17 protein-coding genes are annotated in these 21,116 nt (G+C 73.1%); 4 read left to right on the top strand and 13 right to left on the bottom strand.

Annotated features, from left to right (window positions below; all coding sequences use genetic code 11):
* Positions 1 to 93: 93 nt before the first annotated feature.
* The gene (locus ABD126_RS29495) at positions 94 to 1,158 is read left to right on the top strand and encodes a spore photoproduct lyase family protein (RefSeq protein ID WP_343937247.1); all 1,065 of its coding nucleotides are present in this window, start codon (positions 94 to 96) and stop codon (positions 1,156 to 1,158) included.
* A gap of 124 nt (positions 1,159 to 1,282) precedes the next feature.
* Here ABD126_RS29495 and ABD126_RS29500 read toward each other — a convergent pair whose 3' ends face one another.
* From ABD126_RS29500 to ABD126_RS29545, 10 genes are all read right to left on the bottom strand, one after another.
* A complete protein-coding gene (locus ABD126_RS29500; RefSeq protein ID WP_343937248.1) occupies positions 1,283 to 1,537 on the bottom strand; it encodes a hypothetical protein in 255 nt (84 codons plus the stop codon).
* A 215-nt stretch (positions 1,538 to 1,752) separates the two neighbouring features.
* A complete protein-coding gene (locus ABD126_RS29505) occupies positions 1,753 to 4,173 on the bottom strand; it encodes a tetratricopeptide repeat protein (RefSeq protein ID WP_343937249.1) in 2,421 nt (806 codons plus the stop codon).
* 1,050 nt (positions 4,174 to 5,223) lie between these two features.
* Complete coding sequence (locus ABD126_RS29510) at positions 5,224 to 5,940, bottom strand: GAF and ANTAR domain-containing protein (protein WP_343937250.1); 717 nt, start codon at positions 5,938 to 5,940, stop codon at positions 5,224 to 5,226.
* On the bottom strand, positions 5,937 to 6,713 hold the full coding sequence (locus ABD126_RS29515) for a GAF and ANTAR domain-containing protein (protein WP_343937251.1): 777 nt from the start codon (positions 6,711 to 6,713) through the stop codon (positions 5,937 to 5,939). The genes ABD126_RS29510 and ABD126_RS29515 overlap by 4 nt, the downstream gene beginning before the upstream one ends.
* The gene (locus ABD126_RS29520; RefSeq protein WP_343937252.1) at positions 6,710 to 7,081 is read right to left on the bottom strand and encodes a hypothetical protein; all 372 of its coding nucleotides are present in this window, start codon (positions 7,079 to 7,081) and stop codon (positions 6,710 to 6,712) included. Before ABD126_RS29520 ends, ABD126_RS29515 begins: the two co-directional genes overlap by 4 nt.
* A 360-nt stretch (positions 7,082 to 7,441) precedes the next feature.
* The gene (locus ABD126_RS29525; protein ID WP_343937253.1) at positions 7,442 to 8,827 is read right to left on the bottom strand and encodes a DUF7125 family protein; all 1,386 of its coding nucleotides are present in this window, start codon (positions 8,825 to 8,827) and stop codon (positions 7,442 to 7,444) included.
* Positions 8,824 to 9,897, bottom strand: a complete 1,074-nt coding sequence (locus ABD126_RS29530) for a DNA-binding transcriptional response regulator (protein ID WP_343937254.1) — start codon at positions 9,895 to 9,897, stop codon at positions 8,824 to 8,826. Before ABD126_RS29530 ends, ABD126_RS29525 begins: the two co-directional genes overlap by 4 nt.
* Before the next feature lie 277 nt (positions 9,898 to 10,174).
* Positions 10,175 to 10,948, bottom strand: coding sequence for a GAF and ANTAR domain-containing protein (locus ABD126_RS29535; RefSeq protein ID WP_343937255.1), 774 nt, complete (start codon positions 10,946 to 10,948; stop codon positions 10,175 to 10,177).
* Between the two features lie 567 nt (positions 10,949 to 11,515).
* Positions 11,516 to 12,034 (bottom strand): hypothetical protein, encoded by a 519-nt coding sequence (locus ABD126_RS29540; RefSeq protein WP_343937256.1) that lies wholly within the window; start codon positions 12,032 to 12,034, stop codon positions 11,516 to 11,518.
* A 101-nt stretch (positions 12,035 to 12,135) separates the two neighbouring features.
* Positions 12,136 to 15,558, bottom strand: a complete 3,423-nt coding sequence (locus tag ABD126_RS29545; protein ID WP_343937257.1) for an indolepyruvate ferredoxin oxidoreductase family protein — start codon at positions 15,556 to 15,558, stop codon at positions 12,136 to 12,138.
* Between the two features lie 163 nt (positions 15,559 to 15,721).
* Here ABD126_RS29545 and ABD126_RS29550 point away from each other — a divergent pair, with 163 nt between their 5' ends.
* Positions 15,722 to 16,177 carry an Lrp/AsnC family transcriptional regulator gene (locus ABD126_RS29550; RefSeq protein WP_343937258.1) on the top strand — a complete coding sequence of 152 codons (456 nt, stop codon included), beginning with the start codon at positions 15,722 to 15,724 and terminating at the stop codon, positions 16,175 to 16,177.
* Between the two features lie 67 nt (positions 16,178 to 16,244).
* On the opposite strand, the gene ABD126_RS29555 is transcribed toward ABD126_RS29550, so the two are convergent.
* The gene (locus ABD126_RS29555) at positions 16,245 to 16,889 is read right to left on the bottom strand and encodes an HD domain-containing protein (RefSeq protein WP_343937259.1); all 645 of its coding nucleotides are present in this window, start codon (positions 16,887 to 16,889) and stop codon (positions 16,245 to 16,247) included.
* Positions 16,890 to 17,126: 237 nt separating this feature from the next.
* Here ABD126_RS29555 and ABD126_RS29560 point away from each other — a divergent pair, with 237 nt between their 5' ends.
* Both ABD126_RS29560 and ABD126_RS29565 read left to right on the top strand, forming a co-directional pair.
* Positions 17,127 to 18,608: an MFS transporter gene (locus ABD126_RS29560; protein ID WP_343937260.1), complete on the top strand. Its 1,482-nt coding sequence runs from the start codon at positions 17,127 to 17,129 to the stop codon at positions 18,606 to 18,608.
* Positions 18,609 to 18,612: 4 nt separating this feature from the next.
* The gene (locus ABD126_RS29565) at positions 18,613 to 19,182 is read left to right on the top strand and encodes a TetR/AcrR family transcriptional regulator (protein ID WP_343937261.1); all 570 of its coding nucleotides are present in this window, start codon (positions 18,613 to 18,615) and stop codon (positions 19,180 to 19,182) included.
* 118 nt (positions 19,183 to 19,300) lie between these two features.
* Here the strand turns inward: ABD126_RS29565 and ABD126_RS29570 are convergent, their stop codons facing one another.
* Both ABD126_RS29570 and ABD126_RS29575 read right to left on the bottom strand, forming a co-directional pair.
* Complete coding sequence (locus ABD126_RS29570) at positions 19,301 to 20,167, bottom strand: NAD(P)-dependent oxidoreductase (RefSeq protein WP_343937262.1); 867 nt, start codon at positions 20,165 to 20,167, stop codon at positions 19,301 to 19,303.
* A complete protein-coding gene (locus tag ABD126_RS29575) occupies positions 20,164 to 21,045 on the bottom strand; it encodes an NAD(P)-dependent oxidoreductase (RefSeq protein WP_343937263.1) in 882 nt (293 codons plus the stop codon). The genes ABD126_RS29570 and ABD126_RS29575 overlap by 4 nt, the downstream gene beginning before the upstream one ends.
* Positions 21,046 to 21,116: the final 71 nt, after the last annotated feature.

Consider the following 21,116-nt stretch of genomic DNA (forward strand, 5'->3'; position numbering starts at 1 on the left):
TGATGGCGTATCACCCGATCGTGTGACAGTGAGTCGGCCCACAGGGGCGGCCCTGACGTGCGTTTTCGTCGGTCCCGTTCGGACACTGGAAGGGTGAGCACCAAGCCGCTGATCTCGCCGACCCGCATCTACGTCGAGCCCGCCGCCGCGGAGCTGCCGCGCGGCCGTGCGGTGCTCGACCGGTTCCCCGACGCCGAGCGCGTCGAGGTGGACAGCCACTGGCGCATTCCCGAGCTGCACGGTGACGAGGCCAACGCCCGGCGGTGGGTGCGCATCAAGCAGGAGGCGTTGGTGCTGGGGGTCAAGAAGTCGCTCAGCGCCCGGCCCAACGGGCGTTCCGCCCACTTCATCGCGCCGTCCACGGCCAACGGGTGCGCGATGGCCTGCGCGTACTGCTACGTGCCGCGCCGCAAGGGCTACTCCAACCCGATCACGGTGTTCGCGAACATCGAGCAGATCACCGGCTACCTGGCCCGGCACGTCGCGCGGCAGGGCCCGATGACCGAGCCCGGCCAGGTGGACGACGCGGCGTGGGTGTACGACATCGGGGAGAACTCGGACTGCTCGGTGGACGCGCTGGTCAGCGACAACGTGCGCGACCTGGTGGAGCTGTTCCGCGGGCTGCCCACCGCCAAGGCGTCCTTCGCGACCAAGCACGTCAACCGGGACCTGCTCGACTGGGACCCGCGGGGCCGCACCAGGGTGCGGTTCTCGCTGATGCCCGAACGCACCGCGAAGCTGCTCGACCTGCGGACCAGCCCGATCACCGAACGCCTGGCCGCCCTGGACGACTTCCGCGCCGCCGGCTACGAGGTGCACGTGAACCTCAGCCCGGTCGTCGTGCACGACGGCTGGCTGGAGGACTGGCGCGAACTGCTGGTGGCGCTGGGTGACGCGATCTCGCCCGCCACCCGCGACCAGTTGGCCGCGGAGATCATCATGCTCACCCACAACGCCGCGTTGCACGAGGTGAACCTGCGCTGGCACCCGCGCGCCGAGGACGTGCTGTGGCGTCCTGACCTGCAGGAATCCAAGCGCAGCGAGGGCGGCGGCACGAACGTCCGCTACCGGCGCGGCCTCAAGCGGGCGCTGCTGGACGACCTGCTCGGCCTGATCGACCAGTACGCGCCGTACCTGCGCGTCCGCTACGCGTTCTGACGCGCTCGCGATCAAGCCGCCGGAACGAGCACGGCGTCGAGGAGAACCAGTTCGACGTCGCAGTCCGACGGTTCGACCTCCAGCTCGACCCGGAGCGCTCCGGTGATGTCGGTCTCCAGGGGTTTCACCTGACCGACCCCCACGGTCGCGCCGCCGCGAGCGCCGCCGTCCGCTTCCACTTGCAGGGTCGCTTCGGCCTGGAGTCGTCGGTCACGCCGATCCGCATTCGCAGTGTCGTGTACTCGCGGTCGACTTGGAGGTCCACTGATCGGGTGCTGCGGAGGTGGCAGTCGGGTGTCACCGCCACGGCGTTGTCGTGGTCCTCGGCGTTCACCCTGACCGATCCGGCTTCGAAATGGTTCTTGTCGGGGCCGGTCACGGGAACCGACCAGGCTTGCACTGTCCCGGGTTGCGCTGCTGAACGCGATGGCCGAGGGCTTTCGATCCACACGACGACCGCTGAGACGTCCTCGACAGCGGCGACCACCCCCGACCGGGGCTACGCCGACACGACGCAGTTCTACCGGGCCGCCGGTTTCCGGCCACTGGAGGAGACTCGCGACCTCTGGCCGGGCACGCCCTGCCTGATCATGGTCAAGGCGCTCCGGTAGAGAGGCCGCCGAGCCGGGTTGCTTGGAGCATCGCGATGAGGTGGTGTCGGGCGTCGAGCACGCTTCGGCACGTGGTCAGCAACGCGTCGAGTCGCCTGCGGTCGGCGGTGCTGTGGGCGAGGTGGTATTCGCTGGTCAGCGTGTCGGGGTGGAGCGGGCCCAGGACGCGGAGCTGGGCGGCGAGGACGTCGCGGACCTGTGCCTCGGCGGTGGGGTCGCCGCGGTGGCCGGTGACGAGTGCCAGGTCGAGGCGGGCGAGGAGGGTGTCCGGGTTGTCCTTGCCGAGGACGCGTTCGCAGGTGGTGACGATGTCGCGGAGTTCGGCTTCGGCGGTGTCGAGGAGCCCTTGGTCGCGCAGCACGCACGACCGGCGGTGGCGGCTTTGCAGCACCTGCGGGTGTTCGGGGCCCAGCACCCGGTTGCCGACCGTGACGATGTCGCGGTACTGGGCCTCGGCCTCGACCAGGTCGCCGCACCGCCAGAACACGCCCGCGAGGTTGTGCCGGGTGGTCAGGGTGTCGGGGTGTTCGGGCCCGAGGACTTCCCGGCGCAGCCGCAGGACCACGCGGAACTCGCGCTCCGCGTCGGCGAGGTCGCCGGACTGGCGCAGCACGAACGCGAAGTTGTTGTGGGAGTCCAGGGTGGCCGGGTGCGCGGCGCCCAGGACGCGGGCGCGGACGCGGAGCACGTGGCGCAGCTCGCTCTCCGCTCCGGTCAGGTCTCCCTGGCGGCGCAGCACCCTGGCCAGTTCGTGCCGGGTGGCCAGCGTGGCGGGTTCTTCGACGCCCAGGACCGCCTCGCGCAGGTCGAGCACCCGCCTCAGCTCCGCGGCGGCGGAGGACAGGTCGCCGCGGTCGCGCAGCATGAGGGCGACGCAGTGGCGGGCCGCCAGGGTGTCGGGGTGCTCGGCGCCCAGCACGCGCCACCGGAGGGTGGCCGTGGCCCCGTAGAACCGGTCGGCGTCGAGGTGCAGGCCCGCCGCGTGGCAGGCGTCGCCGACGCGGTGGGCGATCCGCGCGACGACCAGTGCCCGTTCGTCGGTCCACAGTGGAGCGAAACGGTCGATCAGGTGCGTGCAGTGCGGCACCAGCGATCGCCACCGGGGCCAGTGACCGGGGTCGTCGTGGGTCATGCCGGCCACGGCGTGCTCGACCAGCCGCACGGCCAACCACAGGTACTCGCCCATCGCGGCGATGGCGTCGGCCTGGTGCCGGTTGGCCTCGCGCACCACCGGGTGGACCGTCAGCGCGTCCCACCCCGGCCCGACGCGGTCGACCAGGCCCACCCCGGCCAGTCCCGCCACGGCGTGCGCCAGGTCCGCGGCGCTCGCCGTCCCGAACAGCCCCGAGTCGGCCAGCACGGCGGGGTGCAGCAGCCAACCGGGGATCCGCGCGCCGTCCAGGACCGACAGCAGCCGCATGAGCGGGCGGGCGACCGGCAGGCCGCGGGCGGCGAGCAGGTCCAGCGACAGTTCCCACGTGCGGTGCAGGGCCCGGCGTTCCACCGGCACCGGCTGGTCCAGCCCGCGCGTGACGATGTCGGCGAACCGGGTCTCCCACGCGGTGAGGTACTCGGCGAACGTCCGGGGCTCCGCCACGCCCGACAGCGCCGGCACGCGGTTGGTGGCCGCCAGGTAGGAACCCGCCAGCCGCAACGCCAGGGGCAACCCGCCCAGCCGCCGGGCCAACGCCTCGGCGTCGGCGCGACCACCGGCCGCGGGGGCGAGGTCGGCCAGCACGGCGGCGGCGTCGGAGCCGGCCAGCGGTTCGACGGCGACCAGCCGCGCTGAGCCGCCCCAGGCCTCCGCGCGCCCGTCCCGACTGGTCACCACGAGCGTGCCGCCGGGGCCCGGGGTGCGCAGCCACCCGTGGCCGTCCACCACGACACCCTGGGCGTCCGCGAGCAGCCCGACGTCGTCGGCGTTGTCCACGACCAGCAACCACCGCTGCGCCATCCCGCGCAGGGCCCGCCACAGCAGGTCCGGCATCGACCCGAGCCCGCCCCACGCCGACCGCGCCTCGGTCTCGCCCGCGCCGGCCTGGAGGGCGACCGCCCCGAACCCTTGAGCCAGGCTCGCGGCGCTGCTCCCGTCGACCCACCACACCCGCGGCCCGGTCCGGCGCGCCAACTCCAGCGCCACGGTCGTCTTGCCGCAACCCCCGACGCCGTGCAGCACGACGACCTGCCCGGCCGCGTCGACCAACCGATCCAGCAGCACTCCACGCCCGCGCACCGACCGCGCCGCCCACCCGTGCGGCAGAGCCACCGACACGGGATGCGCCGGGTACGGCTCCGGCACGGCGGGATCGCCGTGCACGTGCAGGTCCCGCCCGGCCTGGAACACCCGCCCGCCCCGCGCCACGCCCACCTGCCCCAGGGCGTGAACGTCCGCGTCGGGCCCCACCGTCGCCTCCACCTCCGCACCGGCATCGACGTGATCCGGACACAAGATCGCGAACTCGGCCGTGGATCAACGCAAAGATGCGGCTCGGCCGGGGTGTGGTCAGCGGGTGGGGATGGTGCCGCGCCGAAGGACCAGTCGCGGGTCGAGCGGCGGGGTTCGACGATCGCGTGGTGTTCCAGGGTGGTGCCGCGCCGCGCGGCGACGGCGAGCGCGATGCTGCGCCGGGCTGATCGTGGGCGCGATCCGTCACCCACAACACCGGAGTCGGGACTCGTGTTCTGACCCTCGATAAGGCGCGGACGCGCAGCACTCTCGGGCGGTGGCGGAAGCGGCCGAATTCCACGTTGGGGTCGGCTTCGACCTCGACGACGACCTTGGGGTGGACGGGGAGGTAGGTGGCGGCGGGCCGCGAAGTCCAGGCGCCCGCCGAGCAGCGCGACCAGTTCGCCGTCCAGGACGAGGTCGCCGAGTCGCCGGCTCGCGGCGTTGAGGATCTCGGGGAAGCGGCGGGACAGGGTGGTGCCCGACCGGGAGTGCAGCACGCCTCGCGCGATGCAGGCAGCCGCGCCACCCGTCGTACTTGGGCTCGAACCACCACTCGGGCGCGTCCGGGACCGTGCGCTCCGCTTGCGCGAGCGCCAGCGGTCGCTGCGGTGTGAGAACTGGCATCGGCGGCGGCCTCCCGGAACTGGCCCCGGCACCGAGGTCAACCCGAACGGCCCAACGGCGCGGATCGGCGAGGGCAGGACGGTGGGGAGTCGGCCGCCGTGCGAGGGGCCCAGGAGTCGCGTACGGCACCCGCGCCGCCGATCGCGGCGAGCGGTCGATCGTTCAGGCGTCGGTGCGCGTTCCGCTCGGCTTTCCGAGCCCTGCCGAAGCTTGCGCCGTTCAGGATCCCGGCGGCCCGGTGGACGAGGCGTTCGAACGCCTGCGCTCCCGGGCCCGCGCCGAGAACGGCAAGCTGCTCCACGTCGCGACCCGGGTCGAGGAGGGCATGTCCTCGACTTCGGCGCGAACCGAGTAGCAGGTCGGGGCCGGGGCCGGGGCCGGTCAGCCCGGGCGGCGGGTCAGGTCCGCGACCTCCGGGGTTCTGTCCAGCACCGCGCGTGCCACGTCCAGCACCCGCGTCCGGTGGTGGCGGGCCCACGCGCGCAGTGCCGTGAACGCCTCGTCCACGTCACCGCCGCGCAGCGCGGCCAGCACACCCTTGGCCTGTTCGACCACGATGTGGTTCTCCACCAGCGCGCGCAGCCGCTCACGGAGGACCTCCGCCCGCGGGCGGGTCGCGGTGTGCGGGATGCACAGGCCCGCCATGTCGGCGAACGCCTGGGTCAGCCGCCCGTGTTCCGGGTCGGGCGGCCGGCGCCGGTGGAACACGGCGACCACGCCGACGGGCTGCGCGTGCGCCCTGATCGGCGCGGCCCACGCCGAGGCGTACCCGGACCGGTCGGCCAGCGCGGTGAAGCGCGACGGCGCCCGGTCGAGGCGGTCCCACGACACCGGTTCGCCGCCGTGGAAGCACTCCAACGCGGGCCCGTCCCGGTCGGCCAGCAGCACGTGCAACTCCAGGCACTGCTCGGACACCGACGCCACCGCCAGCGAACCGCGCGGGTCGGCCAGCAGCACGCCCGCGGCGCCCGCTCCCAGCGTCCGCGCGCAGTGCTCGCTGATCTCCTGCAGGAACTCGATCTCGTCCGTCCCGGTCGCGAGGACCCCGGCGAGTCCGACCAGGCTGTGCGCCACTCGTCGCTCCAGCACCCCGCTCATCTCCGTTCCTCCGGCCAGGGGCCCCAGCCGGGTCCCGCGCCCGGCTCCGGCGAGAACCTCTCCCGGCCCGTCACCACGTCCGCCGCGACGTCGGTCAGCCGTCGGTCCGTGCAGTACGCGTGGGCCCGCAACCGCACGAAGGCGGTCGTCAGGTCCACGTCCAGTTGTGCCGACACCACTCCGGCGGCCTGTTGGACGGTCGCCCACCGGGCTTCCACCGCGTCGGCGAACGGGTCCACGCCGGTGGCGGCGGGCAGGCCGCTCAACAGCACGACCACCACCGCGTCGGCCAGCAGCAGCCCGTCGGCCAGCCGCTCGCGGTCCACCTCGACCGGCTCGGCGTGGTAGACCTCCAGGCAGCCGACCACGATCGCGCCCAGGCACACCGGGAACGCCGAGACCGCGCACACCCCGTGCGCCAGGGCGATCGGCGCGAACACCGGCCACCGCGCGAGGTTGACCTTGGTGTCCAGGTCGGCGACCAGCGCTGGGCACTCGTCGAGCACGGCCTCGATCGCCGGGCCCTCGCCCGTGGTGACCTCGGCTTCGCTGAGCACGTCCGCGACCGGATCGGTGACGGCTACCGGCACGGCGCCGTCGCCGTCGGGTGCGGTCTCGTAGAAGACGACGCCGCACGCGTCCAGCGTGGTGGCGGCGACCGCGCACACGTGCCGCACGGAGACGGTTGTGCCGCCTTGCCCGGCGAGGTCCCGGATCCGGCCCCACAGCCATGTCCTGCGCTCGTCGGCGGAACGCCACTCGTCTTGGGTCATGGTGTCCCCACCGTGTCGTGCCGCGACCGTGCGCCGACCGGGTCGTGTCCCACCGCCAACACCGCCCAGATGACGGTGCCGCCCGAGAAGGTGCCGGACCACCCGCACCGCACCACCGGGCCGGGCGCGACGGCGCGCCGCAGGTCCGCGGGCCGGCACGGCACGGGCCGGTCGTCGTCCACCGCGACGACCACCCGCTCGGGCGACCAGCCGAAGCACACCACGACCGCGAGCGGCAACATCAGCACGGCCCGCAGCAGCGCGTCGCGCACGAGCAGGTGGTCGCGTGGACGGATTTCGCCGGACAGCTTCAGCACGCACACGCCGCCGTGACCGGACATCGCGACGCGAAGGGCATTCCCGCTCACGGGTCTCCACCGATCGACTCGAACCGCCGAAGAATCCCGGCTTCCCACCGACGACCACCGCCAACCACGGGTACGGCGATCGGCCGCGAGCCACTCGGGTGGTGCACCGGCTGCGGGACGACCGGCAGCCGGTGACCGCTGCCGTGCACAAGGCCTACGACGCTGGGCCCGATGCGGGTGTGGGGCGGGGAGGGCGGGGAGGACGTGCGCGCGGCCCAGCGGCGGCCGGTGTTCCGACGCGGCCCGCGTCCGCTTCGCCGACACCGCCTGTTCCGGGGCATCGGCGCGCCGTGGACCGACCACGCCAAATCGTTGTAGGGCAAGGAAACCCGGACACCCGCGGGTTCCGGGCCCGAGCGGTCAGGGTCCGGTCACCGGGTCGTCGATCACGATCCCCTTCGGGGTGATCACGAACCTGCGGGAGTCGGGTTGGTTCTTGTTCGCCCGGGACTTGAGCACGGTCATGGCCCGGTCCATCCTCGTCCCGTCGCGGACGTAGTGCAGCAGGATCAAGTTGTCGGACAGGTGGGCGATGCCCAGTTGGGGCAGTCGGTGGCGGCTGTAGAGGTCGGGCACGTCGAGGGTGAGCATGGTGCTGATCCCCGCCTGCGCGCAGCGGCTGAGCAGGGAGCGGATGAACTCGCTGAACCGTTGCGGGTCGTCGTCGCAGGCCGTGGCGAGGGCGGTGAGGCTGTCGATGACCAGCCGCCGGCAACCGGTGGCCTTCAGGGAGTCGACCAGTTCGTAGTACCACTGGTCGATGTAGATGTCGTTGGGGGATTCGCAGCGCAGCACGATGTTGTCGTCCTGCGGGTCCCAGCCCAGGCTGCGCACGGCACGGCCGAGTTGGACCTGGTTCTCCTCCAGCGTGGTGAAGGTGCACTTCTCGCCCAGCTCCGCGCCCCGGTACACGAAGTACAGGCCCAGCACGGTCTTGCCCGATCCCGGCGGGCCCGCCACCATCGTGCTCGATCCGGGCCAGTAGCCGTCGTTGAGCATCGTGTCCAGCGCGGGGATGCCCGAACTGACCCGGGTCGTGTCGCCCTGCCACTCGGTCATCCTGCCGACGTCGCTGAGCCGGGGGAAGACGTCGAGTCCCCGTTCGGTGATGCGGTAGGCGTGCCAACCCGACAGGCTCCCGCTGCCCCGGTGCTTGAGCACCTGCAGGGCGCGGTTGGTGCGTTGGCCCGTGGTGTGGGTGGACAGGACGACGGTGCTGTCGCCGATCGCGTACTCCGGTGAGGCGGTCAGTTCGGCCAGGTCGTACTCGGCGAGCCACAGCGAGCTGGTGGACAGGGCGCTGAGCCGGCCGGCGAGCTCGTAGAGGAAGCGGACGTACTCGGTGGCGTTGCGCGCGGCGAACCGCAGCGCCTTGATGCTGTCGACGACCAGCACCGCGCCCGGTGTGTGGGTGAGGATGTCGGTGATGCGTTCCAGTCCCTTGCGCAAGCCCCCGGTGACGACCAGGTCGCCGATGTCCTCGAACACGACCTCGGCGCCGATCCGGTCCGGGTCGCAGAAGGCCAGGCCCTGCACGAACTGCGTGATCTTGGTCAGTGGCTCGGTGAGGGTGCTCAGGTAGACCACGGGCGCGTCGGGGTGGCCGTTGGCGAACGCCACCTGTTGGGCGAGGACGGTCTTGCCGGTGCCGGGCACCCCGGCCAGGAGCGTGATCGACGGGGTGACCAGGCCGCCGCCCAGGATCGCGTCCAGCCCGGCGGACCCGGTGGGCATGCGGCGGGTCATGTCGGCACCCGCTCGCGTGCGACCGGGTACAGGTCGCGGACGGCGGCCACGACGTGCGCGGGCGGGATCGGCCGGCGCAGCAGGGCGGCGGCTCCGGGCGGGGCCTGCCCCGACCGCGCGGCGGACAGCGCGACCACCAGCGTGCCGCTCGCGGCCAGGTCGCGCCCGAAGTCGGCCGCGCCGGGCAGGAGCTGGTCGACGACCGCCACGGGCGGCGGGTTCGCCCGCTGCGCCCGGGCCGCCTGCACGGTCGTGGTCGTGCTGGCCTCGTAGCCCTCCTCGCTCAACAGCCCCGCCAGGCAGCGGCCGGTGAACGGGTCGGCTTCGACCAGCAGCACGCGGGTGTCGCGGCCCTGTCCGGTGAAGGCGTCGCGGGTCTCGGAGGTCCAGGCCAGCGCCTGCCGCGCGCTGTGCGCCAGCGGCCGGCCGCTGTCCTCGGCGTGCTCGCGCAGCGCGGCCAGCGCCGCGCGGGTGCCCTCGCCACGCCGGGCGGCCAGCGCGCCGGTCGCCTGCCAGACGACGATCTGGTCCTGGAACACGCGGTGGCGCGTGAGGTGCGGGGCCGTGTCGGGCAGGGCGTCGGCGGCGGCGTCGGCGAGCACCCCCGCCGCGGCGATGGCGGCCCAGCCGTGCGCGGTGTCGAGGTCGTCGGCGGTCGGCTCGGGCTCTCGGCGGCACAGCAGCACCAGGGTGCCGGCGAGGACGTCGAAGGCGCGCAGCGGAACGGTGTAGGCGGTGCTGACGCCGTGGGTGTCGGCGAACCGGGCCAACCGGGGCCACCGGTCGGCGCGCGTCGACAGCTCTCGGAACGCCGTCGCCGGCCCGGTGACGTCCTGTTCCGCCGGGGCAACGAGGTCGCGACCGGCTTCGACGGCCTGGAACGCGTCGAACAGCCCCGGATCGGTCGCGGCGACCACGTCGGCGCCGGCCGACACCATCACGCCGGCGGCGTTGACGCCCGCGAGCCGGGCGCACGCGTCGGTGAGCAGGTAGGCGGCGTCGAGCGCGTGTCCCCGGGTCGCGATGGTCAGGGCCAGTCGAGTCGTCGTCGAATCCGGTCGCGACGCCATGGCGGGTACCTCCTGTGCCTGCTGGTGGTTCGTTGCTCACGGCTCGGTCCTCGCGGCGGGACGGGACGCCGGCCGGCCCGGCCGGGGTCGCCGTTCGCGCTGTGCTCTCGGGGTTCAGCCCGGTCGCCACGCGTGCCGCCTTCCGAGCACACTCGATCGCGTTCGTGCGCCTTGTGTCGACCGACGCTAGGTTCGGGCGCACGACATCGGCTAGGGCCGTACGGTTAGGAGGCCGCCTTCGCGGCCGTCTTGGTGAAGCGCCGTCACCCGCCGTGACTCACCTCCACCGCGTTCCGGGACCCGGGCCGCGCCCGGCGCCCGGTTCCGGGGTGAACCGCACCCGGCCGGCCACCACGTCCGCCGCGAGGTCGGCGAGCCGCCGGTCCGCGCAGAAGGCGCTTGCCCGCAACCGCACGAAAGCCGTTGTCAGGTCGACTTCCAGTTGTGCCGACACCACTCCGGTGGCCTGTTGGACGGTGGCCCACCGGGCTTGCACCGCGTCGGCGAACGGGTCCGCGCCGGGGACGGCCGCCAGGCCGCTCAGCAGCACGACCGCCAGGGCGTCGGTCAGCAGCAGCCCGTCGGCCAGGCGCGCGAGGTCCACCTCGACCGCCTCGGCGTGGTAGACCTCCAGGCACCCGAGGACGATCGCGCCCAGGGAGACCGGGAACGCCCAGATCGCGTGCACCCCGTGCGACAGGGCGATCGGGGTGAACACCGGCCACCTGGCCAGGCTGTCCGCGGTGCCCAGGTCCGCCACCAGCGCGGGGCTCTCACCCAGCACGGCCTCGGCCGCCGGACCCTCGCCGGTGGTTACCTCGGCTTCGCTGAGCAGGTCCGCGACCGGATCGGTGACGGCCACGGGCACGCCACCGTCACCGTCGGCAGCGGTTTCGTAGAACGTCGCGCTGTACGCGTTCAACGTGGCGGCGGCGACCGTGCAGACGTGCCGAACGGAGACCGTCGTGCCGGCCCGCACGGCGACCTGCCTGATCCGGCCCCACAACCACGCCCTGCGCTCGTCCGCCGAACGGGGCCCGTGCTCGGTCATGGCCGTTGCGCCGCATGAGCACGGATGCAGCCGGACACCGCGCCGGGAAGGACATCCCCGATCATGGGTCTCCCCACCGATCGACTCGAACCGCCAGTGACCGGCTTACCACGAACGACGACCGCCGGATAACGGTTACGCGATCGGTCGCGGGCCACCCGGGTGGTGCCGCCGGGACGCATCACCCGAAATATCACCGATTCCGGCCGACGTGGACCCGGTTCCGCTCCGGCCGGTGTGCTTTCGGACGAGGAGGTGGCGTGATCGCGGTGCCGCGGCGGCTCCGCCCGGCCTTGCTGTTCACTTCCAGAAGTCGTGCGGCATCACCCGGCGGACGTGGTTGACGGACATGCGGAAGTGCGGGCCGGAACGGAAAAAGCACTGTCGCCGCCGGCGGTCGGGCATCGGCCATTGGCGTGTTCGCCCAGGTGACCTGCCTCACGGGCCGCGTTCGTCCATCCCGAAGCCGGAAGCCACCAGCGCGCGGTGGCGGCGGTGCCAGGAGGCGGACTCGGGCCAAAACCGGCCGTGAGTCGTGTACTCCTCGACTTCACCCCCGTCCTTCGGTCACTGCTCCGTGCTCGCATCGGAGGGAGGTGTCACGTGTGGGCGGATGGCGCGGTTGAGGCTGGTGAGGGCTTCGCGGAACTCGTCGTCGGTCAGGACGATGTCGTAACCCAGGCGATGGACGCCGGCGTCGAAGCGCCAGTTGCGGCCCAGTTTGACGGGCGTCGGGTGGGTCCGGGTGCCGACCAGGTTGATGGTCGCACCCACGACGGGCAGGTGCGGGGCGTGCACCGGCTGCGCCTCGAACCGCGCGATGTCCTTCCACGGCACGACAACCGGACGCTTGAACGGGTGGTAGATCTTCACGCCGTGCGGGCCCACGTAGATCCCGGTCCGGGCGATCCGCCACGACAGGGGCGTTGACACGACGAGGAACACGCAGATCAACACCGTTGCCCACGTGCGGTAACCCGCCCACGCCAAGGCCAGCAGGATGACCAGGGCGCTGCCGTGGACGATCGCGGACGTCCTGGCCCCCGCCCGTCCACCGCGCGGCACCACCACTTTCCATTCCCCCATACCGGGAGTGTGGGTGACGGGCACGCCCGGGGCAAGCGCGGGCGGGGTGGAACGCGCGCCCGGGAGCGGACCTGCCGTCAGGCCCGCTCCCGGGGCAAGGCTCAGGAAGCGGACGTCGCGGGTGCCTCCGACAGGCGGGCCAGGATGGCCGCCTGCCGCTCGCGGTAGCGGCGGACGTTGGCCAGCTTCACGTCCTCGTACCCGCGCACCACGTCGGGCAGCGCCGCCAGCTCGGCCACCGCCGACCGGTCCGCGTCCGGCGTCGTCAACGCCTTCACCACGGCGGTCCGGTACTCCGCGATCAGTTGCCGCTCGACCCGCCGCACGCCGGCGTAGCCGAACACGTCCAGCGCCGTCCCGCGCAGCCGTCGCATCCCGTACAGCCCCCGCAGCACCGGCCGGAACCACGGGCCCAGGGCGATCTTCCGCTTCAGCCCCAACGCCTTGAGCACCGGCGGGTGCAGGCGGAAGGCCACCTTCGCCGCGTCGCCGAACTCCGCCTTGACCCCAGCGGCGACGGTCGGGTCGAGGGACAGCCGGGCCACCTCGTACTCGTCCTTGTAGGCCATCAGCTTGTGGAGGTTGCGCGCGACCTCCTCGGTCACGGTGGTCGGACCGCCCTCCAGCACGCGGACCTGTTCGACGAACTCGGCGTACTCGCGTGCGTAGCGCTCGTCCTGGTACGCCACCAGCTCCGGGATCCGGATGTCGAGCAGGCGGCCCAGCTCGGAGTCCGGCGACGCCTGCACCAGCGCCCGGATGGCCGGGAACGACGGCGGCGCGGCGGGGGCCGGGGCGGGTGCCTCGAAGGGCTGCGAGGCCAGGCGACGGCCGTGGCGGAACGCCTGGATGTTGCGCGCCACCGCGACGCCGTTCAGCTCGATCGCCCGTTCCACCGCCGACGCGGGCAGCGGCAGCGCGCCGGTCTGGTAGGCGACGCCGAGCTGGAGGATGTTCGCGAACTGCCCGTCCCCGAACAGTTCCTCGGCGACGGCCCGCGCGTCGAGCACGACCGTCCGCGCCATCGCGGCCTCCAGCGCCGACCGGACCTGGCCGGGTGCGGGGAACGCCACGGACGTGTCGATCACCATCCGCCCGGTGGGGACCTCGGTGGAGGACACCACGGCGGTGGTGCGCGTCGCGTCGGCGACGGCGAGGTTCGTCGGGTCCGCGCCGACCAGGGGGTCGCAGGCCAGGTAGAGGTCGCACTCGCCGGCGGCCAGCTTGGGCGCGCGGTCGGCGGGCGCGGCGGTGACCTTCAGGTCGGACACGACCGCGCCGCCCTTCTGCGCCAGCCCGGTCTGGTCGAGCGTGCGCACGTGCCGCCCGTCCAGCACCGCCGCCGTGGCCAGGATCTGCCCGACCGTGACCACGCCGGTGCCGCCGATGCCGGTGATCCGCACGGTGAAGTCCGTGCCCGTGAACTCCGGCTCGGGCGAGTCGTCGAACGCCAGCTCGACGGCCTCCCGGCGCGGCTTCGCGCCACCCGGCACGACGGTGAGGAAGGACGGGCAGTCGCCGTCCAGGCACGAGTAGTCGACGTTGCACGACGACTGGTGGATCGCGGTCTTGCGCCCGAACTCGGTGGCGACCGGCTGCACCGACAGGCAGTTGGACTTCACGCCGCAGTCGCCGCAGCCCTCGCACACCCGCTCGTTGATCACGACCCGGGTCGCCGGCGCCTCCTGCTTGCCGCGCCGCCGCTTGCGCCGCTTCTCCGCCGCGCACTCCTGGTCGTGGATCAGGACCGTGACGCCGGGGATCGCGGCCAGCTCCTCCTGCGCCCGCAGCAGCTCGGACCGGTCGAGCACCTCGACGCCGGCCGGGAAGGACCGCTTGCGCAGCGCGCGGGGCGCGTCGCTGGTCACGATGACCTTCCGCACGCCTTCGAGCAGCAGCAACGCGGCGATCTTCTCCACCGGCAGCCCGCCGACGGCGTCCTGGCCGCCGGTCATCGCGACCGCGGAGTTGTGCAGCAGCTTGTAGGTCACGTTCACCCCGGCCGCGACCGCCGCGCGCACCGCGAGGCTGCCGGAGTGGGTGAACGTGCCGTCACCGATGTTCTGGGTGAAGTGCCGCGACTCCACGAACGGCGCGATGCCGATCCACTGCGTGCCCTCGCCGCCCATCTGGGTCACGCCGACCACGGACCCGACCTGTTCGGGCTCCATGAACAGGCTCATGGTGTGGCAGCCGATGCCGCCGCCCACGATCGTGCCCTCGGGGACCTTGGTGGAGGAGTTGTGCGGGCAGCCGGAGCAGAAGTACGGGGTGCGCGCCAGCAGCGGCACCGCGATGCGTTCCCGCCGGCCCCGGCTCCGCCACGCCCGCACCGAGGGGATCTCCAGCGGCGCGAGCACCTTGGCCAGGCCGGCGGCGATCGTGTCCGGGTCGTGCTCGCCGATCTCGGTGAACAGCGTGCGCCCGTCCGGCCCGGTCTTGCCGTGCACCGCGGGCGCGTCGGCCCGCCCGTACAGCAGTTCCTTGACGGCGGTCTCGACGAACGACCGCTTCTCCTCCACGACGACGATCTGCCGCAGCCCGTCGGCGAACTCGCGCACGATCCCGGGCTCGACGGGGTGGATGACGCCGAGCTTGAGCAGCCGGATGCCGTGCAGCGCCAACGCGGCTTCGTCCAGCCCGAGCCGGTCCAGCGCCTGCATCACGTCCAGGTGCGACTTGCCGGCGGTGACGATCCCGATCCGGTCGCCCGGACCTCCGCGCACGATCCGGTTCACGCCCGACGCGCGCACGTACTCCAGCGCCAGCGGCAGCCGCACCTCGTACAGGCCGCGTTCCAGCGCGGCGAGTTCCTTGCCGAGCAGGCGTGAGGTGGGCCGGTGGCGGTAGGCGTGGTCCGGCATCGCGGGCGCGGTCCACTCGCGGCGCACGCGCGCGGTGCTGGACGCGTCGGCGACGTTCGCGACGACCTTGATCGACGACCACAGACCGGCCGCGCGGGACAGCTCCACCGCGTGCAGCCCGTGGTCGAGCACGTCGTGCGAGTCGGCGGGGAAGAAGATCGGCATCGCCAGGTCGGCCAGCGCCAGCTCCGAGGCGCACGGCACGGTGGAGGACTTGGCGTTGGGGTCGTCGCCCACGAACGCGACCGCGCCGCCGCGGGGGTCGGTGCCGGCCATGTTCGCGTGCCGCAGCGCGTCGGTCGCGCGGTCGAGGCCGGGGGCCTTGCCGTACCAGACGCCGGTGACGCCGTCGTAGCGCCGGCCGGGCAGCGTCGCGGTCAGCTGGCTGCCCATGACGGCGGTGGCGCCGAGTTCCTCGTTGAGGCCGGGCCGGTGGACGACGTTGTGCTTGTCCAGCAGCGTCGAGCGCCGCGCCAGCTCCAGGTCGTAGCCGGCCAGTGGCGACCCCTCGTAGCCGGAGACGAACACGGCGGTGTCCAGTCCGGAGTTCCGGTCGTGCCGGACCCGGTCGAACAGGACCCGCACCAGCGCCTGCACCCCGGTCAGGTGGACGATGCCGTCCTCCCGGAGGTACCGGTCCTCCAACGTGAACGCCTCCACGCCGCCAACCTCTCCACTCGAATCGCCCTGCGGTGCGGGTCACACCACACGCAACGCTCCCGCGATGCAACAACGGGCCCCGAACTGGCCGCTGCGACGCAAAGAACAGGAGCATTCTGGCGCAAACCGGCGATTCCGTTGCGCGGGGGCTTACGCTGGGCGGATGCCGGAAGAGCTGGTGGACGACATCGACCACGAGATCCTCGCCCTGTTGCGCGAGGACGCCCGCCGCACGCTGTCCGACATCGCCACCCGGGTCACCCTGTCCACGGCGGCGGTGAAGCGGCGCATCGACCGGCTCCAGCAGATCGGTGTGATCACCGGGTTCACCGTGCAGATCGACCACGCCAAGCTGGGGTGGGGGATCGAGGCGTTCACCGAGCTGCGCTTCGCCGGCACGACGAAGGTCGCCGAGATCCTCAACACGACCACCCGGATGCGGGAGGCGCAGGCGGTGTTCACCATCGCGGGCGACCCGGACGCCCTGGTCTGGCTGCGCGTGCGCGACATGGCCCACTTGCAGCGCACGATCGACGAGATCCGCCGCCACCACCAGGTGACCGGCACCAAGACCCTGATCGCCCTGGACTCCTGGACCCGCGGCCAACACCGCCCGTGAGCGTGGTCGTCGTCGCCGACTTCGCGGTGTCCCCGCCGCTGTCCGGGCGGCGGGGACACCCGACCGGTCAGTCCTGGTAGTCGTGCCAGCTGGGTTCGCGCTGGGCGAGTTCGCGCCACGTCGGCCACGGCCGCCCGGTGGTCTGCCGCACCAGCTCGCCGGGCAGGCTGAACGGCGGGGCCTTGTGCGGCTTGGCCAGCGCCTGCGCCACGACCGCCTCCGCGAGCGCGGCCGTGCCGCCCAGCCGCGGGTAGGTGGCGTGGACGCGGTCGGCGCAGCCCTCGGGCAGGGGGTGGGCCGCGTCGGGGGTGAAGTCGTAGCCCGCGCCGAGGGTGACCAGGGCGATCTCCGGGCGTTTCCGGGTCGCGACGCCGAAGCTGAGGTGCAGGGCGATGGCGTCCCACACGACCTCGACCCGGTCGGCCGCCAGTCCCTGGTCGGCGAGGAAGCCCGCGGCGAGGTCCGCGCCGTCGACCTCGAAGGTCTGGTCGCCGTCGCCCTGCTCGCTCAGGCCGATGTCGTGCAGGACGCAGCCGAGGAACAGCAGTTCGTCGTCGTAGTCGGCGTCGGGGCGCAGGCCGTCGCGCTCGCCCAGGAAGCGCCCGTACAGGTACGTGCGGACGCTGTGGTTGAAGATCGCCGGTGTCTCCGCTGCCCGCGCGAAGCGGAGGGCGGCCCGGGCGATGTCGGTCGTCGGGAGTTCGAGGTCCATCACACCTGCCTGTCTCGGTCCACAACCTTCAATCTGCCTGAAGCTTAACCCAGGCTTCAGGCAGATTGAAGGTCGGGTTCCGGGAGGAGGTGGTGGCGCACCCGGCCTTGACGCGCGGATTTGAACGCTAGTACAACTTGTACGTTCGTTCAATTTCGATCTGGGGGCGGGACGATGGCACGAGGAGCGGCGGGATGGCGCGAATGGGGCGGTCTTGCCCTGCTGGCATTGCCGACGATGCTGTTGGGCTTGGACGTGACGGCGCTCTACCTGGTCGTCCCGCGGCTGTCCGCGGACCTGGCGCCGACCGCCACCGAGACGCTGTGGATCATGGACGCCTACGGGTTCTTCATCGCGGGGTTCCTGATCACCATGGGGACCCTGGGTGACCGGATCGGACGGCGCCGGTTGCTGGTGATCGGGGCGGCGGCGTTCGCCGCGGCGTCGGTCTTCGCGGCGTTCGCGCCCGACGCCCTGTGGCTGATCGCGGCGCGGGCGCTGCTCGGCGTGGCGGGAGCGACGCTGATGCCCTCGACGTTGTCGCTGATCAGCACCATGTTCCCCGATGCCCGGCAACGTGCGTTGGCCATCGGGGTGTGGGCCACGATGTTCGCCCTGGGGATGGCCGCCGGGCCGGTCGTGGGCGGCGTGCTGGTGGCGCGCTTCTGGTGGGGCGCGGTCTTCCTGCTCGCGGTCCCCGTCGCGGCGCTCGTGCTGGCGGGCGCGCCGGCGCTGCTGCCGGAGCACCGCACGCGCGCCGGTCGGCTCGACGTGCTCAGCGTCGGGCTGTCCCTGGCCGCGATGCTGCCGATCGTCTACGCGGTCAAGCACGCCGCCGCTGACGGTGTCGGCGTCCAGGCCGTGGTCGCGGTCCTGATCGGTGGTGGCGCCGCCGTCGCGTTCGTCCGTCGTCAGCTGAGCCTCGCGGAGCCGCTGCTCGACATGAAGCTGTTCCGCGGCAAGGGCTTCTCCGCGGCGCTGTCGGTGTTGCTGGTCGGCCTGGTCGGCTTCGGCGGGGTGATGTTCCTGGTCACCCAGTACCTCCAACTCGTCGCGGGCCTGTCGCCGACGACGGCCGGGCTGTGGATGGGCCCGCCCGCGCTGGCCATGCTCGTCGGAGCGGTCGGCGCACCTCTGGTGGCCCGTCGCGTCGCACCGGGCGTGGTCATGGCGGCCACCCTGGCGCTGTCGCTGGCCGGGTACGCCCTGCTGGCGGTCGCCGGCGCCGACGGCAAGCACGCCGTCGTCGCCGGGTTCGCCCTGGTCTACCTCGGACTCGGGGTCATCGCCGCCCTGGGCACCGACATCGTCGTGGGCGCGGCGCCACCGGAGAAGTCGGGATCGGCCGCCGCGCTGTCGGAAACCGTGCAGGAACTGGGCATCGCCGCCGGCGTCGCGCTGCTGGGAAGCCTCACCACCGCGCTCTACCGCAACGGCGTCAAGGCGCCCGCCGAGCTGTCGGCGTCGGCCGCGGAGACCTACGGCGACAGCCTTTCCGGCGCCTCGTCCCTCGCGGACCGGCTCCCACCCGGCGCTCTCGACCACGCCCGAGCGGTGTTCACCAGCGGCCTCAACACCGCCGCACTCGCCGCGGGTGTCGCGATCGCGGTCGCCGCGCTGGCCTGCTTCGTGCTGCTGCGGCACCTCCGTCCCCTCGGCGACGGCGAACGCGACGCGGAGCCGATAATCTCCACGTCCGGCAGCGGCGATGACAGGTGAAGCGATGGCGAGCGGGCAGGGCGAGGTCGACGAGCGGACTCCGCGCGGGCGGCGCCGCCGGGCCCAGATCATCGAGGCGACGCTGACGATCGTCCGCCGCGACGGTGCGACCGGTGTCACCCACCGCACCGTCGCCAAGGAGGCCGGGATCACCACCAGCCTGACCCTCTACTACTTCGCCACCCTGGACGACCTGCTGGTAGCCGCCCTGACCAGCGTCACGGACGCCTACACCGACCGGATCCGCCGGCTCGTCGACACCGCTGACGACCCGCTCGCCGGCCTCGCCGACCTCATCGCCGAATCCTCCGGGCCCGGTCGCGAACGGGCCCTGGCCGAACGGGAGCTGTCGACCCTCGCGGCCCGCCGACCCGCCCTGAGACCCATCGCCCGACGCTGGCGGGACAACGTCGCCGACCTCGCCCGAACGCTGACCGACGACCCCGGCGCGATCGAGGCGTTCGTCGCCATGGCCGACGGCCTGTGCACCGCCATCCTCCTCGACGACCACGACGCCGACCCCGGCCACATCCGGGAGGTCCTCGGCAAGGTGCTACCGCGCACCGGTCGTTAGCGCCCACCCGGAGCCGTCGAGCGGGCCGAGGCCGCCGCGTCGCACCCGGCTCCCGGCCCGGAACCGCGCTCCGGGTCACCGCGCCGGATCCGGCTGCGCGGTCTCGGGACGACTCCGGTCATGCGCCACCGCCGAACGACTCGACCACGCGGGCGAGGCTCGCGGCGCCGTGGCCTTCGGCGACCTGCCGGTCGACCAGGTCCTTCAACGGTCGCAGCGTGGGCGCCGCGACGCCCAGCGACTCGCCGGCGCGCAGGATCGTGGCCAGACCGGCCCGGTTCATGTCCAGCCCGGACTCCTCGGTCGTGTAGTCGCCGCGGTCGATCTCGCCGGCGAACCCGTGCAGCGCCGGGAACAGGCCGGTCAGCCACGACACCAGCGCGGGCGTCAGCTCGGCCGCGTCGATCCCGGCGGCCCTGCCCATCGCCGCCGCGTGCAGGAACCCGCCCAGCATCCCGTACATCCCCGCGAGGACGGCCACGTCGAACGCCGACGCCCGCCCGGCGTCCGCGCCCAGGAAGCTGCCCTTGCCCAGCAGGTCCAGCACGGCGCGCCAGTCCTCGTGGACGCGCGCGGAACCGCTGTAGCTCACCGAAGAGTCCTCTGTGCCGAGCGTCTGCGGGACGGCGTAGACGGCGCCGTGGAGGTAGTCCGCGCCGTGCTCGGCCGCCCAGTCGGCGTGCGCCCGCGCGTCCTCGGGTCCGCCCGAGGTCAGGTTGACCACCGCGCGGCCCCGTGCCGCGTCGCCCACGTCCGCCAGCACGTCGCGCACGACCGAGGGGTCCAGCAGGGCGACGACCACCAACGGGCTCGCGGCGAACGCGTCGGCCGCCGTGGGCGCGGGCGTCGCACCGGCGGAGACCAGGTCCGCCGCCTTGTCCGCGGACCGGTTCCACACGGTCGTCGGGTGACCGCCGCGCAGGAGCACCCGGGCCGCCGCGCGGCCCAGGTTGCCGAGCCCGATCACGCTCACCGGGGCGTTCACGCGGCCACCTCCGCGCGCAGGACCTCGATGACGCCCGCGAAGCTGGACGAGCCGTGCCCGGCGGCCCGCGCGCGTTCCATCGTGGACTTGAGCAGTTCGGGCAGCGCGTTGTCCAGGCCGCGTTCGGCCGCCGCGTGCAGCAGGTGCCCGATGGCGGCGATCTGCACGTCGATGGTGGCGTCGTCGCCCGGGTAGCGGCCGGCGTCCACCTGGGACGCGTACCGGGTGAGGAAGCTGTTCACGGTGGCCAGCCACCGGATCGCCACCGGCGTGAACGCCGTCGCCGGCGTCCCCTCCGCGCCGACGAGCGCGGTGCCGTGCAGCCATCCGGTCATGGTCGACCACATCAGGCCGAGCAGCGCGGAGTCGTAGAGGGCCGCCAGACCGGGGTCCTCGCCGAGGTGCACGGGGTCACCCAGAGCCTCCAGCGCGGCGTGGTGGGCGTCGAACGCGGTGCGCGGGCCGCTGTAGAGGACCATCACCTCGCGGCTGCCGACACCCGGTGGTGTGGTCATGATCGCGCCGTCGAGGTAGTCCGCGCCGTGGCCGTCGAACCGGTCCCGGGCCGCGCGCGCCTGCTCGGCGCTGCCGGAGGTGAGGTTGACGAACGCCCTGCCCGCCAACAGGTCCGTGGACCCGTCCAGCGCGCTGTAGAGGGCGTCGTAGTCCAGGACGCAGGCGATGACGAGAGGGCTCGCCGCGATCGCCGCGCCCGGTGTCGGCGCGAGCAGCGCGCCCCGCTCGACCAGCGGCTGCGCCTTGGCGGCGGTGCGGTTCCACACCGTCGTGCGGTGACCGCGGTCGAGCAGGGCGCCCGCGAGCGCCGTGCCCATCGCCCCGGTCCCGAGGACGGTCACGGACGGGGGAACAGAGGTCATGTCGGTCTCTCCCGGATGAGTCCCGCGTCGAGGCGGGGGTGATCAACTGCCTCCACCCTCGCAACGCGGGC

The organism is Saccharothrix mutabilis subsp. mutabilis, from assembly GCF_039521145.1.
In the GTDB taxonomy this organism is placed as follows: Bacteria; Actinomycetota; Actinomycetes; order Mycobacteriales; family Pseudonocardiaceae; genus Actinosynnema; species Actinosynnema mutabilis.